Origin of the sequence: Pseudomonas sp. C1C7 (assembly GCF_013359595.1) — a bacterium.
Classification (GTDB): domain Bacteria; phylum Pseudomonadota; class Gammaproteobacteria; order Pseudomonadales; family Pseudomonadaceae; genus Aquipseudomonas.
Genome location: NZ_JABFMP010000015.1, coordinates 90944 through 104781 on the forward strand (window position 1 = coordinate 90944; position 13838 = coordinate 104781).

12 protein-coding genes and 3 pseudogenes are annotated in these 13838 nt (G+C 62.8%); 10 read left to right on the top strand and 5 right to left on the bottom strand.

Translation table 11 applies throughout. From position 1 onward, the window contains the following. Nucleotides 1-2: 2 nt before the first annotated feature. Nucleotides 3-671, top strand: coding sequence for a response regulator transcription factor (locus HNO86_RS14730; protein WP_175377673.1), 669 nt, complete (start codon nucleotides 3-5; stop codon nucleotides 669-671). After that, the gene (locus HNO86_RS14735) at nucleotides 668-1984 is read left to right on the top strand and encodes an ATP-binding protein (RefSeq protein ID WP_175377674.1); all 1317 of its coding nucleotides are present in this window, start codon (nucleotides 668-670) and stop codon (nucleotides 1982-1984) included. The genes HNO86_RS14730 and HNO86_RS14735 overlap by 4 nt, the downstream gene beginning before the upstream one ends. Before the next feature lie 179 nt (nucleotides 1985-2163). Here HNO86_RS14735 and HNO86_RS14740 read toward each other — a convergent pair whose 3' ends face one another. From HNO86_RS14740 to HNO86_RS30585, 3 genes and pseudogenes are all read right to left on the bottom strand, one after another. Then, a complete protein-coding gene (locus HNO86_RS14740; RefSeq protein ID WP_175377675.1) occupies nucleotides 2164-3840 on the bottom strand; it encodes an MFS transporter in 1677 nt (558 codons plus the stop codon). 235 nt (nucleotides 3841-4075) lie between these two features. Then, complete coding sequence (locus HNO86_RS30580) at nucleotides 4076-4831, bottom strand: methyl-accepting chemotaxis protein (RefSeq protein ID WP_372242532.1); 756 nt, start codon at nucleotides 4829-4831, stop codon at nucleotides 4076-4078. Nucleotides 4832-4933: 102 nt separating this feature from the next. Beyond that, nucleotides 4934-6223 (bottom strand): annotated as a pseudogene (locus HNO86_RS30585) (HAMP domain-containing protein); the annotation flags it as partial. Nucleotides 6224-6608: 385 nt separating this feature from the next. Between HNO86_RS30585 and HNO86_RS14750 the strand changes: the two are divergent. The 3 genes and pseudogenes from HNO86_RS14750 to HNO86_RS30595 all read left to right on the top strand — a co-directional run bounded on the left by HNO86_RS14750 (nucleotide 6609) and on the right by HNO86_RS30595 (nucleotide 9760). Next, a complete protein-coding gene (locus tag HNO86_RS14750; RefSeq protein ID WP_175377677.1) occupies nucleotides 6609-7925 on the top strand; it encodes a Na+/H+ antiporter family protein in 1317 nt (438 codons plus the stop codon). A 158-nt stretch (nucleotides 7926-8083) separates the two neighbouring features. Beyond that, a pseudogene (locus tag HNO86_RS30590) lies at nucleotides 8084-8902 on the top strand (cache domain-containing protein); the annotation flags it as partial. Between the two features lie 102 nt (nucleotides 8903-9004). Further along, nucleotides 9005-9760 (top strand): methyl-accepting chemotaxis protein, encoded by a 756-nt coding sequence (locus tag HNO86_RS30595; RefSeq protein ID WP_372242533.1) that lies wholly within the window; start codon nucleotides 9005-9007, stop codon nucleotides 9758-9760. Nucleotides 9761-9810: 50 nt separating this feature from the next. Here HNO86_RS30595 and HNO86_RS14760 read toward each other — a convergent pair. Next, a pseudogene (locus HNO86_RS14760) lies at nucleotides 9811-9936 on the bottom strand (LysR family transcriptional regulator); the annotation flags it as partial. Between the two features lie 414 nt (nucleotides 9937-10350). On the opposite strand from HNO86_RS14760, the gene HNO86_RS14765 reads away from it, so the two are divergent. Then, nucleotides 10351-10659, top strand: coding sequence for a DUF3077 domain-containing protein (locus HNO86_RS14765; RefSeq protein WP_175377679.1), 309 nt, complete (start codon nucleotides 10351-10353; stop codon nucleotides 10657-10659). 177 nt (nucleotides 10660-10836) lie between these two features. Continuing rightward, a complete protein-coding gene (locus HNO86_RS14770) occupies nucleotides 10837-10995 on the top strand; it encodes a metallothionein (RefSeq protein ID WP_175377680.1) in 159 nt (52 codons plus the stop codon). Nucleotides 10996-11123: 128 nt separating this feature from the next. On the opposite strand, the gene HNO86_RS14775 is transcribed toward HNO86_RS14770, so the two are convergent. Continuing rightward, nucleotides 11124-11351, bottom strand: a complete 228-nt coding sequence (locus tag HNO86_RS14775; RefSeq protein WP_175377681.1) for a DUF6555 family protein — start codon at nucleotides 11349-11351, stop codon at nucleotides 11124-11126. 133 nt (nucleotides 11352-11484) lie between these two features. Between HNO86_RS14775 and HNO86_RS14780 the strand changes: the two genes are divergently transcribed. The 3 genes from HNO86_RS14780 to HNO86_RS14790 all read left to right on the top strand — a co-directional run bounded on the left by HNO86_RS14780 (nucleotide 11485) and on the right by HNO86_RS14790 (nucleotide 13676). Next, nucleotides 11485-12255 (top strand): helix-turn-helix domain-containing protein, encoded by a 771-nt coding sequence (locus tag HNO86_RS14780; protein ID WP_175377682.1) that lies wholly within the window; start codon nucleotides 11485-11487, stop codon nucleotides 12253-12255. Between the two features lie 261 nt (nucleotides 12256-12516). Beyond that, entirely contained in the window at nucleotides 12517-12690 is a 174-nt protein-coding gene (locus HNO86_RS14785; protein ID WP_110963981.1) for a DUF1427 family protein, read from the top strand. Nucleotides 12691-12719: 29 nt separating this feature from the next. Then, the gene (locus HNO86_RS14790; protein WP_175377683.1) at nucleotides 12720-13676 is read left to right on the top strand and encodes a zinc-binding alcohol dehydrogenase family protein; all 957 of its coding nucleotides are present in this window, start codon (nucleotides 12720-12722) and stop codon (nucleotides 13674-13676) included. Nucleotides 13677-13838 lie beyond the last annotated feature (162 nt).

A 13838-nucleotide genomic window follows, 5' to 3' on the forward strand; every position in this document is an offset into this window, starting at 1 on the left:
CGATGCGTTTGCTCCTGGTGGAAGACCATGTGCCCCTGGCCGATGAATTGCTGGCGGGCCTCAATCGCCAAGGCTACGCCGTGGACTGGCTGGCTGACGGTCGCGACGCGGTGTATCAGGGCAGCAGCGAGCCCTACGACCTGATCATCCTCGACCTGGGCCTGCCCGGCCTGCCGGGGCTCGAAGTGCTGGCCCAGTGGCGTGCGGGCGGGCTGACGACGCCGGTGCTGATCCTCACCGCTCGCGACTCCTGGGCCGAGCGCATCGAAGGCCTCAAGGCCGGCGCCGACGATTACCTGGCCAAGCCGTTTCACCCCGAAGAACTGCACCTGCGCATCCAGGGCCTGTTGCGCCGCGCCCATGGCCAGGTCAACCAGCCCACGCTCCAGGCGGCCGGCCTGCATCTGGATGAAGGTCGCCAGTGCGTGATTCGCGACGGCGCGGAGATCCAGCTGACCGCCGCCGAGTTCCGCCTGTTGCGTTATTTCATGCTCCACCCCGAGCAGATCCTGTCCAAGACCCACCTCGCCGAACACCTTTACGACGGCGAGACCGAGCGCGATTCCAACGTGCTGGAAGTCCACGTCAATCACCTGCGGCGCAAACTGGGGCGCAGCGTGATCGAGACCCGACGTGGCCAGGGTTACCTGTTCGGCGGGCAAGCCCGGTGAGGTCGATCCAGCGCCGCTTGAGCCTGGGCCTGATCAGCGTGATGGTGGTGGTCGGCCTGATCCTGGCGCAGACCAGCCTGTGGCTGTTCGAAATGGGTCTGCAACGCTATCTCGAATCCGGATTGCGCAACGACAGCGAGAACCTGCTGGTGGCGTTGGTACGCGGTCCCGAGGGTCTGCAACTGGATGAGCGTCTGCTGTCGCCGGCCTATCAGCGACCGTTTTCCGGCCATTACTTCCGCATCGATTTCGCCGACAGCCACTGGCGCTCCCGCTCGCTCTGGGACCAGGAACTGCCGCGACTGGAACGGCCGGGGCTGCACAGCAACCTGCAACTGGGCCCGGAAGGCCAGCAGCTGCTGGTACTGCGTTCCGATTACCGGCGCTTGGGCCAGTCGATTTCCATCAGCGTCGCCCAGGACTACACCCCCGTCAGCGAAAGCTTCCGGCGCATGCGCCAGGTCGGCATCGGCCTGGGGCTGGCGGGTCTGTTGCTGATCCTGCTGCTGCAAAGGCTCACCGTGCGCCGCGCCTTGCGCCCGCTGGAGAAAGCCCGGGAACAGATCGCCCAGTTGCAGCAGGGGCAGCGCTCGCAACTCGATGACCAGGTGCCGGTGGAACTGGAACCGCTGGTGGCGCAGATCAACCATTTGCTGGCCCACACCGAAGACAGCCTCAAGCGCTCGCGCAATGCCCTGGGCAACCTCGGGCACGCCCTGAAAACCCCGCTGGCGGTGCTGTTGAGCCTGGCCTCCAGCGAGCAGCTGGACGGGCATCCGCAACTGCGCAAGATCCTCAAGACCCAGCTTGAGCAGGTCCAGCAGCGCCTCAACCGCGAGCTCAACCGCGCGCGCTTGTCCGGCGACGCGCTGCCGGGGGCGCTGTTCGACTGCGATGCCGAACTGCCGGGCCTGCTGGCGACCCTGAACATGATCCACGGCGACCACCTGGACCTGAGCTACCGCTGCCCGGCGGGCCTGCAGTTGCCCTGGGATCGCGAGGACCTGCTGGAACTGCTCGGCAACCTGCTGGACAACGCCTGCAAGTGGGCGGATGCCGAAGTGCGGTTGAGTGTGGTGGAGAGCGAGCAGGGGTTCGAGCTGAGTGTCGAGGACGACGGGCCGGGGATTCCCGAGGATCGCCGGGATCTGGTGCTCAGCCGGGGGACCCGCTTGGATGAGCAGACCGATGGGCATGGACTGGGGTTGGGGATCGTGCGGGATATTGTCGATAGCTGGGGTGGGGTGTTGGGTTTGCGCGAGAGTGAGTGGGGTGGGTTGAAGGTGGTGATCGAACTGCCCAAGCGCATCTGAAGCCGATCGCAAAGACCTTGTAACCACATAACCTGTGGGAGCGGGCTTGCCCGCGATTGCGATCTGACAGTCACCGCGATGTTGAATGTACCGCCGCCATCGCGGCGGTGCGACGATTCGACAAGCCCGCTCCCACAAGGATTGGGTGTTCCTTGAGGGAGTGGGCAGCCTTCTGGCCCTCAGGTGTGATGAATCTCCCTATCCTTGGTCTCCGGCATGAAGAAGATCCCCAGCACCGCCGTCATCACCGCAATCACGATCGGGTACCACAGCCCGTAGTAGATATCCCCGGTCGCCGCGACCATGGCGAAGGCCACGGTCGGCAGGAAGCCGCCGAACCAGCCGTTGCCGATGTGGTAGGGCAGGGACATCGAGGTGTAGCGGATGCGCGCCGGGAACAGTTCCACCAGCCAGGCGGCGATCGGGCCGTAGACCATGGTCACGTAGATCACCAGGATCGTCAGCAGCAACAGCACCATCGGGTAGTTGGTCTTGGCCGGGTCCGCCTTCTCGGGGTAACCGGCTTCTTTCAGGTTGGTGGCCAGGGAAGCGGTGAAGGCATCGTTGCGGGTCTTGAAGTCGGCCGCCGGCATGCCGGTGCCCTCGAAACTCTCGACCACCCGGTCGCCGATCCGCACCTGCGCCACGGTCCCGGGCTCGGCCTTCACGTTCTCATAAGGGATGGCCCGCTTGGCCAATACAGTTTTGGCCAGATCGCAGGAACTGGTGAATTTGGCCTTGCCCACCGGGTCGAACTGGAACGAGCACTGGCCGGGATCGGCAATCACCGTGACCGGGTTCTTCTCCTGGGCGACGAACACATCGGGGTTACCGTACTGAGTCAGCGCGTGGAAGATCGGGAAGTAGGTGACCGCCGCCAGGATGCAGCCGGCCATGATGATGCCCTTGCGGCCGATGCGGTCGGACAGGCTGCCGAAGATCACGAAGAACGGTGTGCCGATCAGCAGCGAGCCGGCGATCAGCAGGTTGGCGGTCTGCGGGTCGATCTTCAGGGTCTGCAACAGGAAGAACAGCGCGTAGAACTGCCCGGTGTACCAGACCACCGCCTGGCCCGCGGTGCCGCCGAGCAGCGCCATGATGACGATTTTCAGGTTGTCCCAGCGGGCGAAGGATTCGGTCAGCGGCGCCTTGGAGGCCTTGCCTTCGGCCTTCATTTTCATGAACACCGGCGACTCGTTCAGCTGCAGACGAATGTAGACCGAGATCGCCAGCAGCAGGATCGACAGCAGGAACGGAATCCGCCAGCCCCAGGCTTCGAAGGCCTCGGTGCCCAGCGCGGTGCGGCAGGCGAGGATCACCAGCAGCGACAGAAACAGGCCGAGGGTCGCGGTGGTCTGAATCCACGAGGTGAAGTAACCGCGTTTGCCCTTCGGCGCATGTTCGGCCACGTAGGTCGCCGCACCGCCGTACTCACCACCGAGGGCCAAACCTTGCAGTAGCCGCAGGGTGATCAGGATGATCGGCGCCGCGACGCCAATGGTCGCGTACCCGGGCAGGAAACCCACGATCGCCGTCGACACGCCCATGATCACGATGGTGATGAGGAAGGTGTGCTTGCGCCCGATCATGTCGCCCAGCCGGCCGAACACGATCGCGCCGAATGGGCGCACCGCGAAACCGGCGGCAAAGGCGAGCAGGGCGAAGATGAAGGAGGTGGTTTCATTGACGCCGGCAAAGAAGTGCTTGGCGATGATCGCGGCCAGGGAGCCGTACAGATAGAAGTCGTACCATTCGAACACAGTGCCCAACGAGGACGCGAAAATGACCTTTCGCTCCTCCCGGGTGACCCCGTGGTTGGGCGCGCTGCCCATGGTGGTGCCGCTGATTGTCGCCATGAGTTTTCTCCGTTTTTCTTGTTGTAGGCCGGAGCACCTCTCAATTGTTGCCGTACCCGGGCCATGGGAACTGCGCGAAACGTGGACACGAACAGACGGCCTCGCATTGCTGCAAGGTCTCTAGAAGCATAATCGTGATTGCGCAGATATCCACTCGCCATCATTCGGCTGGCCGGGAGACCTTAACGGTAGGAGCGAGCAAGCTCGCTCCTACAGGGGGCGGGTGTTGCGGGGATCAGACCCGGAACTGATCCATCAGGCTCTGCTGATGGTTGGCCAGGCAGTTGAGCGACTGGCTCACCCGCGCCGATTCATTGGCCTGGCCCGACAGCGATTCGGTCACGTCGCGAATGGTCGCCACGTTGTTGTTGATCTCCTCGGCCACCGCGCTCTGTTCCTCCGCGGCGCTGGCGATCTGCAGGTTCATGTCGCTGATCACCGTCACCGCCTCGCCGATCTGGCGCAACGCGGTCACGGCCTGGCTGACCTGTTCGACGCTGCCCTGGGCCTGACGATGGCTGTTGCCCATCGAACCCACCACTTCCTGAGTGCCGCTCTGCAACTGCTCGATCACCAGCCGGGTTTCCTCCACCGACTGCTGAGTGCGCTGGGCCAGGTTGCGCACCTCGTCGGCCACCACCGCAAAACCGCGTCCGGCCTCACCGGCACGGGCGGCTTCGATCGCCGCGTTGAGCGCCAGCAGGTTGGTCTGCTCGGCAATGGCGCGGATCACTTCCAGCACCGAACCGATCTTCTCGCTGTTGGCGGCCAGGCCTTCGACCTGCGCCATCGCCGCGCTCATGTCGGCGGCCAGATGATCGATGCTCGCGGTGGTGCGGTCGATCACGGTCAGGCCCTGGCGGGTCGCCTGATCGGCATCCCGCGCGGCCTGGGCCGCTTGCGCCGCGCTGCGGGCCACGTCCTGGGCGGTGGCGCTCATTTCGTGGGACGCCGTGGCGACCTGATCCACCTGACGATATTGCTGCTCCATGCCGGCGCTGGTCTGGGTGGCGATGGCCGAGGACTGATCGGCGGTGCCGCGGGCGTCCTGCACCGAACGCTTCACCTCGGCAATGATCGGTTGCAGCTTGTCGAGGAAACGGTTGAACCAGCCGGCCAGCTGGCCCAGTTCGTCCTGCTTGTCGTAGGCCAGGCGGCGGGTCAGGTCGCCTTCGCCGCTGGCGATGTCTTCGAGCATGTGCGCCACGCCGAGGATCGGCTTGGTGACGCTGCGCGCCATCAGCCACACCAGCAGCAGGCCGATCAACGCGGCCAGCACGCCCAGGCCGAGTTCGGTCAGGGTCCCGGCGGTATTGCTGTCATCCAGTTGTTTTTTCAGCGCTTCGGCGGGGCCGACCAGGACTTTTTCCGGCACATCGAGCAACACGCCCCAGGTCTTGCCACCCGGAATCGGCTGGAACGGCGCCAGCACCTTGAGCTTTTCCTCGCTGTGCAGGCTGGTGGTGTTGCTGATGCCGGCGAGCATGCGCATCAGTTCGCCGCCGTTGCGCGGGTCCACTGCTTCCAGGCGCTGGCTGAGCTTGCCGACGTCCGGGCTGTAGCCGGCGAGCAGGCCGGCGGGGCTGATGATGCTGACGCTGGTCTGGCCGTCGTAGAGCTTCTTGCTCGCGCTCTGGCTGAGGGCCTGCAGACTGTTGAGGTTAATGTCCACCGACAGCGACGCGATGACCTTGCCATTGAGCATCAGCGGGAAAACGATGCTGGTCATCAGCACGTTCTGGCCGTCGATCACATAGAAGTAGGGCTCGATCACGCAGGGCTTGAGGGTTGCGCGCGGGCAGGTGAACCAGGCGTTGGCCGCCTCGCCGCTGGGGCCGGTGCTGGTGTCGGCGATGTCCTTTTCCGGCAGCGGCATGGAGGTCAGCTTGCCCGGGGTCGGTTGCGACCAGTACAGGGCGAAACGGCCCTTTTCATTGCTGCCGATCTCGCCTTGGTCAGCGAACAACTCGTCCTTGCCGTCCAGTGCGTTGGGTTCGAACACCAGGGACAGGCCGAGCAGTTCCGGGTTGGCTTGTAACGCGGATTTGACCTGGCGCGTCAGGTCTTCGCGCAAGTCGAAGGCATCGAGAAAGCGCTTCTCGGCCTGATCGCGCAGGAACAGCACCTGCCGCGAGAAGCCGTGGCCGTACTGATAGGCATCCATGAACTGCTGGCGAATGTTCAGCGACTGGTTCTCGCCCTGGGACTCGATCCGCGCCTGCGCTGCTTCGTTCAGCATCTCCATGCTCGAGGCTTTCACCAGCTGGGAGCTGTGCTCCATGCGATACAGCGAAAGCCCGACCAGCAAGGTCACGACCCCCGCCAGGCAAAGCCCGGCCAGCAGGGTGATTTTCCATTGGATGGAAAGTTGTCTGAGCGACATGGAGACGTCCTTATTCGATAAATATCTGAGACTTTGCAGGTTAGCGGCAGGATTTTGGCTTTCTTTATTCCGTCTATCGGGCGCGGCGCGGTCTTTTGTTGGTGAATGGATTCACCTGTGGAATACAGCTTATTGAGGAACAAGGTCCATGTAGCAGCTGGCGAAGCCTGCGTCCGGCTGCTACAGGGATCGCGTTTCGCCTGAACTGGCTGGGATCACATGCAGTTACATATGCCGCTTCAGCGACAACTTGCCGCTTGAGGCTTGCAGCTTGCCGCTGCTTCCTTCACAGTGCGCGCCCTCTAATAAAACCCATCCCTGAATCCGCCGGCGGCTCATCGCAGACTGCCGGATGGAGTCTTTTCGTTTGTCTTGAGGTAATGAAATGAATGCAGTGATTGCCGCGGTCGGCATCATGCTGGTTCTCAGCCTGTCGCGCGTGCACGTGGTCATCGCGTTGATCGTCGGTGCGCTGGTGGGCGGGTTGACCGGGGGGCTGGGCATCGAGGCGACGCTCAAGGCCTTCAACAGCGGCCTGGGCGGTGGCGCGACGGTGGCGTTGTCCTATGCCTTGCTCGGCGCCTTCGCCGTGGCCATCGCCAAGTCCGGCCTGGCCCACGCCCTGGCCGACAAGGCGCTGGCGCTGGTCGATCGCCAGCACACCACGGGCGGCGGTCAGGTCAAATGGCTGCTGATCGGCCTGCTGTGGGTGGTGGCCATCGCCTCGCAGAACATTCTGCCGATACATATCGCCTTTATTCCGCTGCTGGTGCCGCCGCTTTTATACGTGCTGACCAAACTGCAACTGGACCGCCGGCTGATCGCCTGCGTCATCACCTTCGGCCTGATCACCCCCTACATGTTCCTGCCGGTGGGTTTCGGCAACATCTTCCTCAATGAAATCCTGCTGGCCAACGTGGCCCGTAGCGGCGTGGACATCGCTGGCATCAATGTGACCCACGCCATGGGCATTCCGGCGCTGGGCATGCTGATCGGGCTTGGGGTGGCGTTTATCAGCTACCGCAAAAAGCGTGTGTACGACCTGGCGAAGATCGAGCAGGTCGAACAGGTGGCGGTGCAATACAACCCGTTGAGCCTGATGGTGGCGCTGCTGGCCATCGCCGCGGCGTTCATCGTGCAACTGCTGCTGGACTCGATGATCATCGGCGCGCTGGCGGGCTTCCTGATCTTCTCCCTGTCGGGCATCGTCAAATGGCGCGACACCGATGACCTGTTCACCGAAGGCATGAAGATGATGGCGATGATCGGCTTCATCATGATCGCCGCCTCCGGTTTCGGTGAGGTGATCAAGGCCACGGGTGAGGTGCAGACGCTGGTGGAAGCCTCGGCGGCGTGGATCGGCCACAGCAAGGCCGTCGGCGCGCTGTTGATGCTGCTGGTGGGATTGCTGGTGACCATGGGCATCGGCTCGTCGTTTTCCACGGTGCCGATCCTGGCGGTGATTTTCGTGCCGCTGTGTGTGCAGCTGGGCTTCAGCCCGATCGCCATCGTGTGCATCGTCGGCACTGCAGGCGCCCTGGGCGACGCCGGTTCGCCAGCCTCGGACTCGACCCTGGGCCCGACCTCCGGCCTGAACATCGATGGACAGCATCACCACATCTGGGACACCGTGGTGCCGACGTTCCTGCATTACAACTTGCCATTGCTGGCGTTCGGGTGGCTGGCGGCGATGGTGCTTTGATTTAAAGATCAAAAGATCGCAGCCTTCGGCAGCTCCTACACCGACCCTGTAGGAGCTGCCGAAGGCTGCGATCTTTTCAGGGTGTTCAACTTTTGTTTCGGCGTGCCGTTAAAGCCTTTACCCACGCCAATAAAACCAAAAGAGTGAACGCCATGCGCATGAGCCTGAAGGCCAAAGTCCTGTCCCTTGCCGTACTCCCGGTGCTGCTCTTTGCGCTGGTCATCAGCCTGACCACATTGTTCATCCTGCAAGGCCAGGCCCGTCACGAAGTCGAACAGACCCGCGAACGCCTGCTCACCGACGCCAAGGCCACCCTGCAAAGCTACGTCGCCGTGGCCATGACCACCATCAAACCCCTGTACGACGCCGCCGCCCCTGGCGATGACGCCGCGCGGGCCCAGGCTATCAAGCTGCTGTCGAACATCGCATACGGCAAGGAAGGCTACTTCTTCGGCTACGACTCGAACACCGTGCGCCTGTTCAAGGCCAACAGCCCCGAGGGCGTGGGTCAGAGCTTCAAGGACAACCGCGATCCCAACGGTGTCTACGTCAACCGCGACCTGGTGAAGGTCGCCAAGGACGGCACCCACTACCTGCAATACAGCTCGCCGTTGCCGGGCAACAGCCAGGTGCTGGTGCCCAAGCTCGGTTACACCGAATACCTGGCCAAGTGGGACATGGCGGTAGGTACCTCGGTCAACCTTGACGGCATCGAGGCGCAAGTGGCCGTGGTCGAAGCCAAAGTGCAGGAGCGCATGCAGGGCGTGGTGCTGAGCATCGTCGGTGTCGCGGTGGTGGTGCTGTTGCTGATCGCCGCCGCCGGGATGCTGCTGGCCAACACCATCCTGCGTCCGCTGAACCTGATGAAAGCCAACCTCGACGACATCGCGGCGGGCGAGGGCGACCTGACCCGTCGCCTGAGCATCACCAGCCACGACGAACTGGGTGAGCTGGCCGGTTCCTTCAACCGTTTTGTCGACAAGATCCACGGACTTGTCCGCCAGATCACCGAAATGACCAGCCAACTGACCGCTCTTGTGCATCAGGTGTCCGATCAGGCCCAGCGTTCGGACCAGGCCATGGAGCGTCAGCGTCACGAGACCGATCAGGTGGCGACGGCCATCAACGAAATGTCCGCCGCCGCCCAGGAAGTGGCCAAGAGCGCGCAAAACGCCGCGGTCGCGGCGCAGCAGACCGACGAAGAAGGCCAGGCTGCCAAGCGCGTGGTGGCCGGCAGCATCGAGAAGATTCATGCGTTGGTGGATGACATTCGCAGCAGCGGCGTGTCCCTCGACAGCCTGCAAAAGGACGTGTCCTCGATTGTCAGCGTGCTCGGGGTGATTCGTTCGATTGCCGAACAGACCAACCTGCTGGCGCTCAACGCCGCCATCGAAGCGGCCCGTGCCGGCGAGGCCGGGCGTGGTTTTGCGGTGGTGGCCGATGAAGTGCGCGCGCTGGCCAGCCGCACGCAGATCAGCACCCAGGAAATCCAGGGCATGATCGATCGCCTGCAGGCCGGCACCCAGTCGGCGGTCGAAGCCATGCGCCGCTCCAGCGAAGCCGGCGACGGCACCTCGGCCCAGGCCAACGAAGCCGGCGCGTCTCTGGACACCATGGCGCAGTTGATCGCCACCATCAACTCGATGAACGCCCAGATCGCCAGCGCCGCCGAAGAACAGACCGCCGTGGCCGAAGAGATCAACCGCAGCGTGCACCAGATCGCCGTCGCCGTGGACAACGTCGCCGACGAAACCCAACAGGGTGCCCAAACCTCCCGCAGCCTGGCCGACCTGGGCCAGCGCCTGGGCGGCCTGGTGGGCCAGTTCCGCATCTAGCACTGCCTGACCTGTGGGAGCGGGCTTGCTCCCACAGGGTAAGGTGTGTGTCAGGGTCTATCCCAATACGGCACTTCACCGAAGCACTCCACAAAGAAATCAATCACCCTGCGCACCTTCACCGACAGCCGCCGGCTGCCCGGCCAGAGCACGCTGATCTGCTGCGGCTCGTATGTGTTCATGTATCGCAGCAGTAATCGTCCGGCCTGACCCGGTCTTTTTCCGATGCGGCTGTAGGAATTGTTCACACAAGAACTCGTTATATCGGATGACGCCGAAGGACGTTGTAGGCAAACTCCGAATCTTGCGTTTGGGCACTTTGCCGCCTTGTTGCGTTTTTCTTCGACGGGCTAGTCTCGGCGCTCGCTGAGCAATCGGCGAGCGGGCTTGGAAACCCATCGAACACTAGTTTCAAAGGCGTCATCTGCTCGATCGCATTGTTTGTGATATCGAGTCATGACGGCTGTGCGCGGGACGCCTTCGGGCGTGCCGGTTTTGCTAGGTTCCCGGTTTCCAACCTGCGTACGGCCGTCACCCATTCGCTTGGAACGAATCTGACGGCTCCTCAATCTAGTACCAGGAGCAAGACCATGGCTAAAACAGATACGTCCTGCGCTTCAGAACTGAAAACCGTCGGCTTCACCCCCTTCCTGTATGTGTCCGACCAACCGATGTTCCACGTCTGTCGCGACATTCCGGTCGCTGAGGCCCTGACACAAGCCTCGAATCTGCTGTTTCTCGTCAAGTCCCTGACCGTGGATGCTGCCTATACCCGCGATACCGACCGCCATGCATGGGCTGCGCATTACCTGACGGCGATGGGCAAGGCGTTGATTGATGATGTGGTGAAGGTGCTGGAGCGGCGGCCTGTTGGGGCGGCGGGGAAGGCTGAGGGGTAGCCTTCAGGGCCTCTTCGCTGGCAAGCCTGGCTCCTACAGATGACCGCGTCCTCCTGTAGGAGCGAGGCTTGCCCGCGAAGGCATTCTGTCGGCCAAACGAATTTTCAAACCCCCACGCGGTCTTCTGTAGGACGGGTCGATCCAACCCCGACGACCACTGCAGAAGGAGTCGATTTCATGGCCGATGACCGTAAGTGCGATTGTCCAAAATGCAACTGCAAGCTCGGTGAGCATCCGGTGGTGCGGCACGGCAAGCATTATTGCTGTGAGGCCTGCGCCAAGCATCACGAGGGTGGTGAGGAATGCGCGCATCAGGGCTGCAAGTGCGCCCACTGACCCCACGCGATCCCTGTGCAGGCGCTGCCGAAGGCTGCGATCTTTTGATCTTGCTTTTTGAAAGTCAAAAGATCGCAGCCTCGTTGCACTCGACAGCTCCTGCAAGGTGTTCATGACGCATCGCGGCGTCAGTTCGCAGGCCGCCATTTGACGTTTTCCACGCCGAACTTCTCCGCCATCGGTTTGCTGGTTTTCTGCACCTTCTCGCGGCCGAAACGCGGGATCCGGCCCACGCCCGCGTCGCAGCTTGCCCAGTGCCAGGCCTCGGCGTTGTCCATTTTTTCCGAACGGATAATGAACGACTTGGGTGCGCCATGAAGGGTGTACTCGATGACGAAAAGTTTTGCGTTGATCATATGGCCCGAATTCCTCCCTGTTGTACTTAGAGGGATCGCTGCAGTTGTGGAAAATTCCGTTGGATGCACTGGCTGGCGGGCTTTTCGGCGCCTCGTTACCATGTGTGTCCAGCAAACCCAATGATCATTGACCATGGCCCTCGCCGTCCCGCCTGACCTGAGTGATACCGATGTGCCCGTGCAACCGCTGGCGCGGACCTATCCGCGCGGGTTGTTCATCGAGCCGCACGAGCATGTCTGGGGGCAATTGCTGTATGCGATGAGCGGGGTGATGTGGGTCGAGACGCCCTTTGAGGCGCTGGTGGTGCCGCCGCAACGGGCGGTGTGGCTGCCGCCCGGCGTGCCCCACGGGATTCGAGTGGTCTCGGATTTGCAGATGCGCAATATCTACCTGCGGCCCGCACTGGCCGCGACCCTGGACAGCAGCGTGCAGGTGATCGAGGTGGGCGGATTGCTGCGCGAGTTGATCGTCAGCCTGGTGGAGCAGGGCGATGACGGGGCGCCGGAGTATTACGAGGCGCTGGTCGGGTTGGCCTTGCTGGAGCTCAAGCGCGCACGGCGCTCGCGGATGAAGATCCCGCTGCCGGATCATTCCGACCGGCGTTTGATGAACCTGTGCCAGGCGGTCATGGCCCAGCCGTCGCTGGATATTCCTTTTGAACAGCATGCGCAAAATGCTGGCGCCAGCGTGCGGACCCTGGCGCGGTTGTTCAAGGATGGGCTGGGGATGGGGTTTGCCCATTGGCGGCGGCAGGTGCAATTGGCGACGGCTGCGGCGGAGTTGATCCAGGGCGTGCCGGTGAGTGTCATTGCGCGGGAATTGGGTTATTCGCCCAGCAGTTTCAGTGACATGTTCCGGCGGGAACTGGGTGTCGCCCCCTCCCAATTCCATACCGCTCCCTGAACCCGAACGCTGTACCTGTGGGAGCGGGCTTGCCCGCGAAGAGGCCGGCACATCCGACCACGATGTTGACTGAACTGACGCCTTCGCGGGCAAGCCCGCTCCCACAGTGATTTGTGTTGTTAGCCAGTTTCGCGGTGGGCAGTGAGCCTGTGAAAGCAGGTGTCCAGGCTATTTGGCGCAAATTCAGAAGTGTTTGGCCGGTGCCCGGATTCACGGCTCCCTAGACTGGCGGCATCTCTCATCTGCCCCACGGAGTCTGCCATGAGCTACTTCATTTCGCTGGTCATCGGCCTGGGTGTCGGTCTGTTGTACGGCGCCCTGGACTTTCGTTCCCCCGCACCACCGGCCGTCGCGCTGATCGGTCTGCTCGGCATGCTGGCCGGCGAGAAGCTGTGGCCCATGGGCCGGCAGCTGGTGGCTGGCTGGATCTCCTGAATTCCCTTTGTCGTTTGGAGCAACACCTGATGAAAGCACTGCAGTTCGATAAAACCGGCGGTCTTTCGGCCCTGCGCTACGTCGATGTACCCACCCCGGTTGCCGGCGCCGATGAGGTGCTGGTGCAGATCAAGGCTGCGGGCCTGAACCCCAGCGACGTGAAGAACGTCCTCGGGCGTTTTCCCTACACCACGCTGCCACGGATTCCGGGGCGCGACTTTGCTGGCGTCGTCGTCGAAGGCCCGCAGGCGCTGATCGGTCAGGAAGTCTGGGCCACCGGCCGTGAACTGGGCTTTTTCGCCGATGGCGCCCACGCGCAATTCGTCAAACTGCCAGCCAATGGCGTGGCGCTCAAACCCACGCACCTGAGTTTTGCCCAGGCCGCCAGCCTCGGCGTGCCTTACACCACGGCCTGGGATGCGTTGGAGCGCAGTCTGGTGACGGCGCAAACCCATTTGCTGGTGATCGGCGGCGGGGCCGTGGCCACGGCGGCACTGGCGCTGGCGAAGGTGCGGGGCGCGCAGATACTGGCAGCCGCGCGCCGGCCGGAGCAGGTCAAGGCTTTGCAGGATCAGGGTTATCAGACCCTGCAACTGGACAAGCCCGAGGACCTCGGCGCACAGGTGAATGCGGTGTTCAGCGGCGGTGCCGATGTGATTTTCGATACCACTGGCTTCTGGCTGCCAGCGTCCGTCGCGGCACTGGCCACCTTCGGTCGCATTGCCATCATCGCCGCGCCGGTGGACGGCATGGTGCAGCTGCCGGCCCTGGGGCTGTATCGCAAGGGCGGTTCGGTGGTGGGGATCAATTCGTTGCTGTACGGGGTGCAGGCTTGTGCGGCGATGCTCGATCAGTTCGGCAAATTCTTCGATCGGGACTTGTTGCCGTTGCCGCAAGGCTTGTTCGAATCGCCCCTGGCCGAAGGGCTGGAGCGCTATGCCGAGGTGAATCAGGGCAGTGGCGAGAAGGTCATTCTGGTGCCCTGATCTCCCGGCATCACCGGGCCCTGCAGGAGCTGCCGCAGGCTGCGATCTTTTGATTTTGCCTTTAAAAGATCGCAGCCTCGTTACACTCGCGACAGCTCCTGCAGGGTCTGTAGTGATTGCACTTGATTTCACTGCCCTTTTCTTGCGGTATCCCCCCGTAAA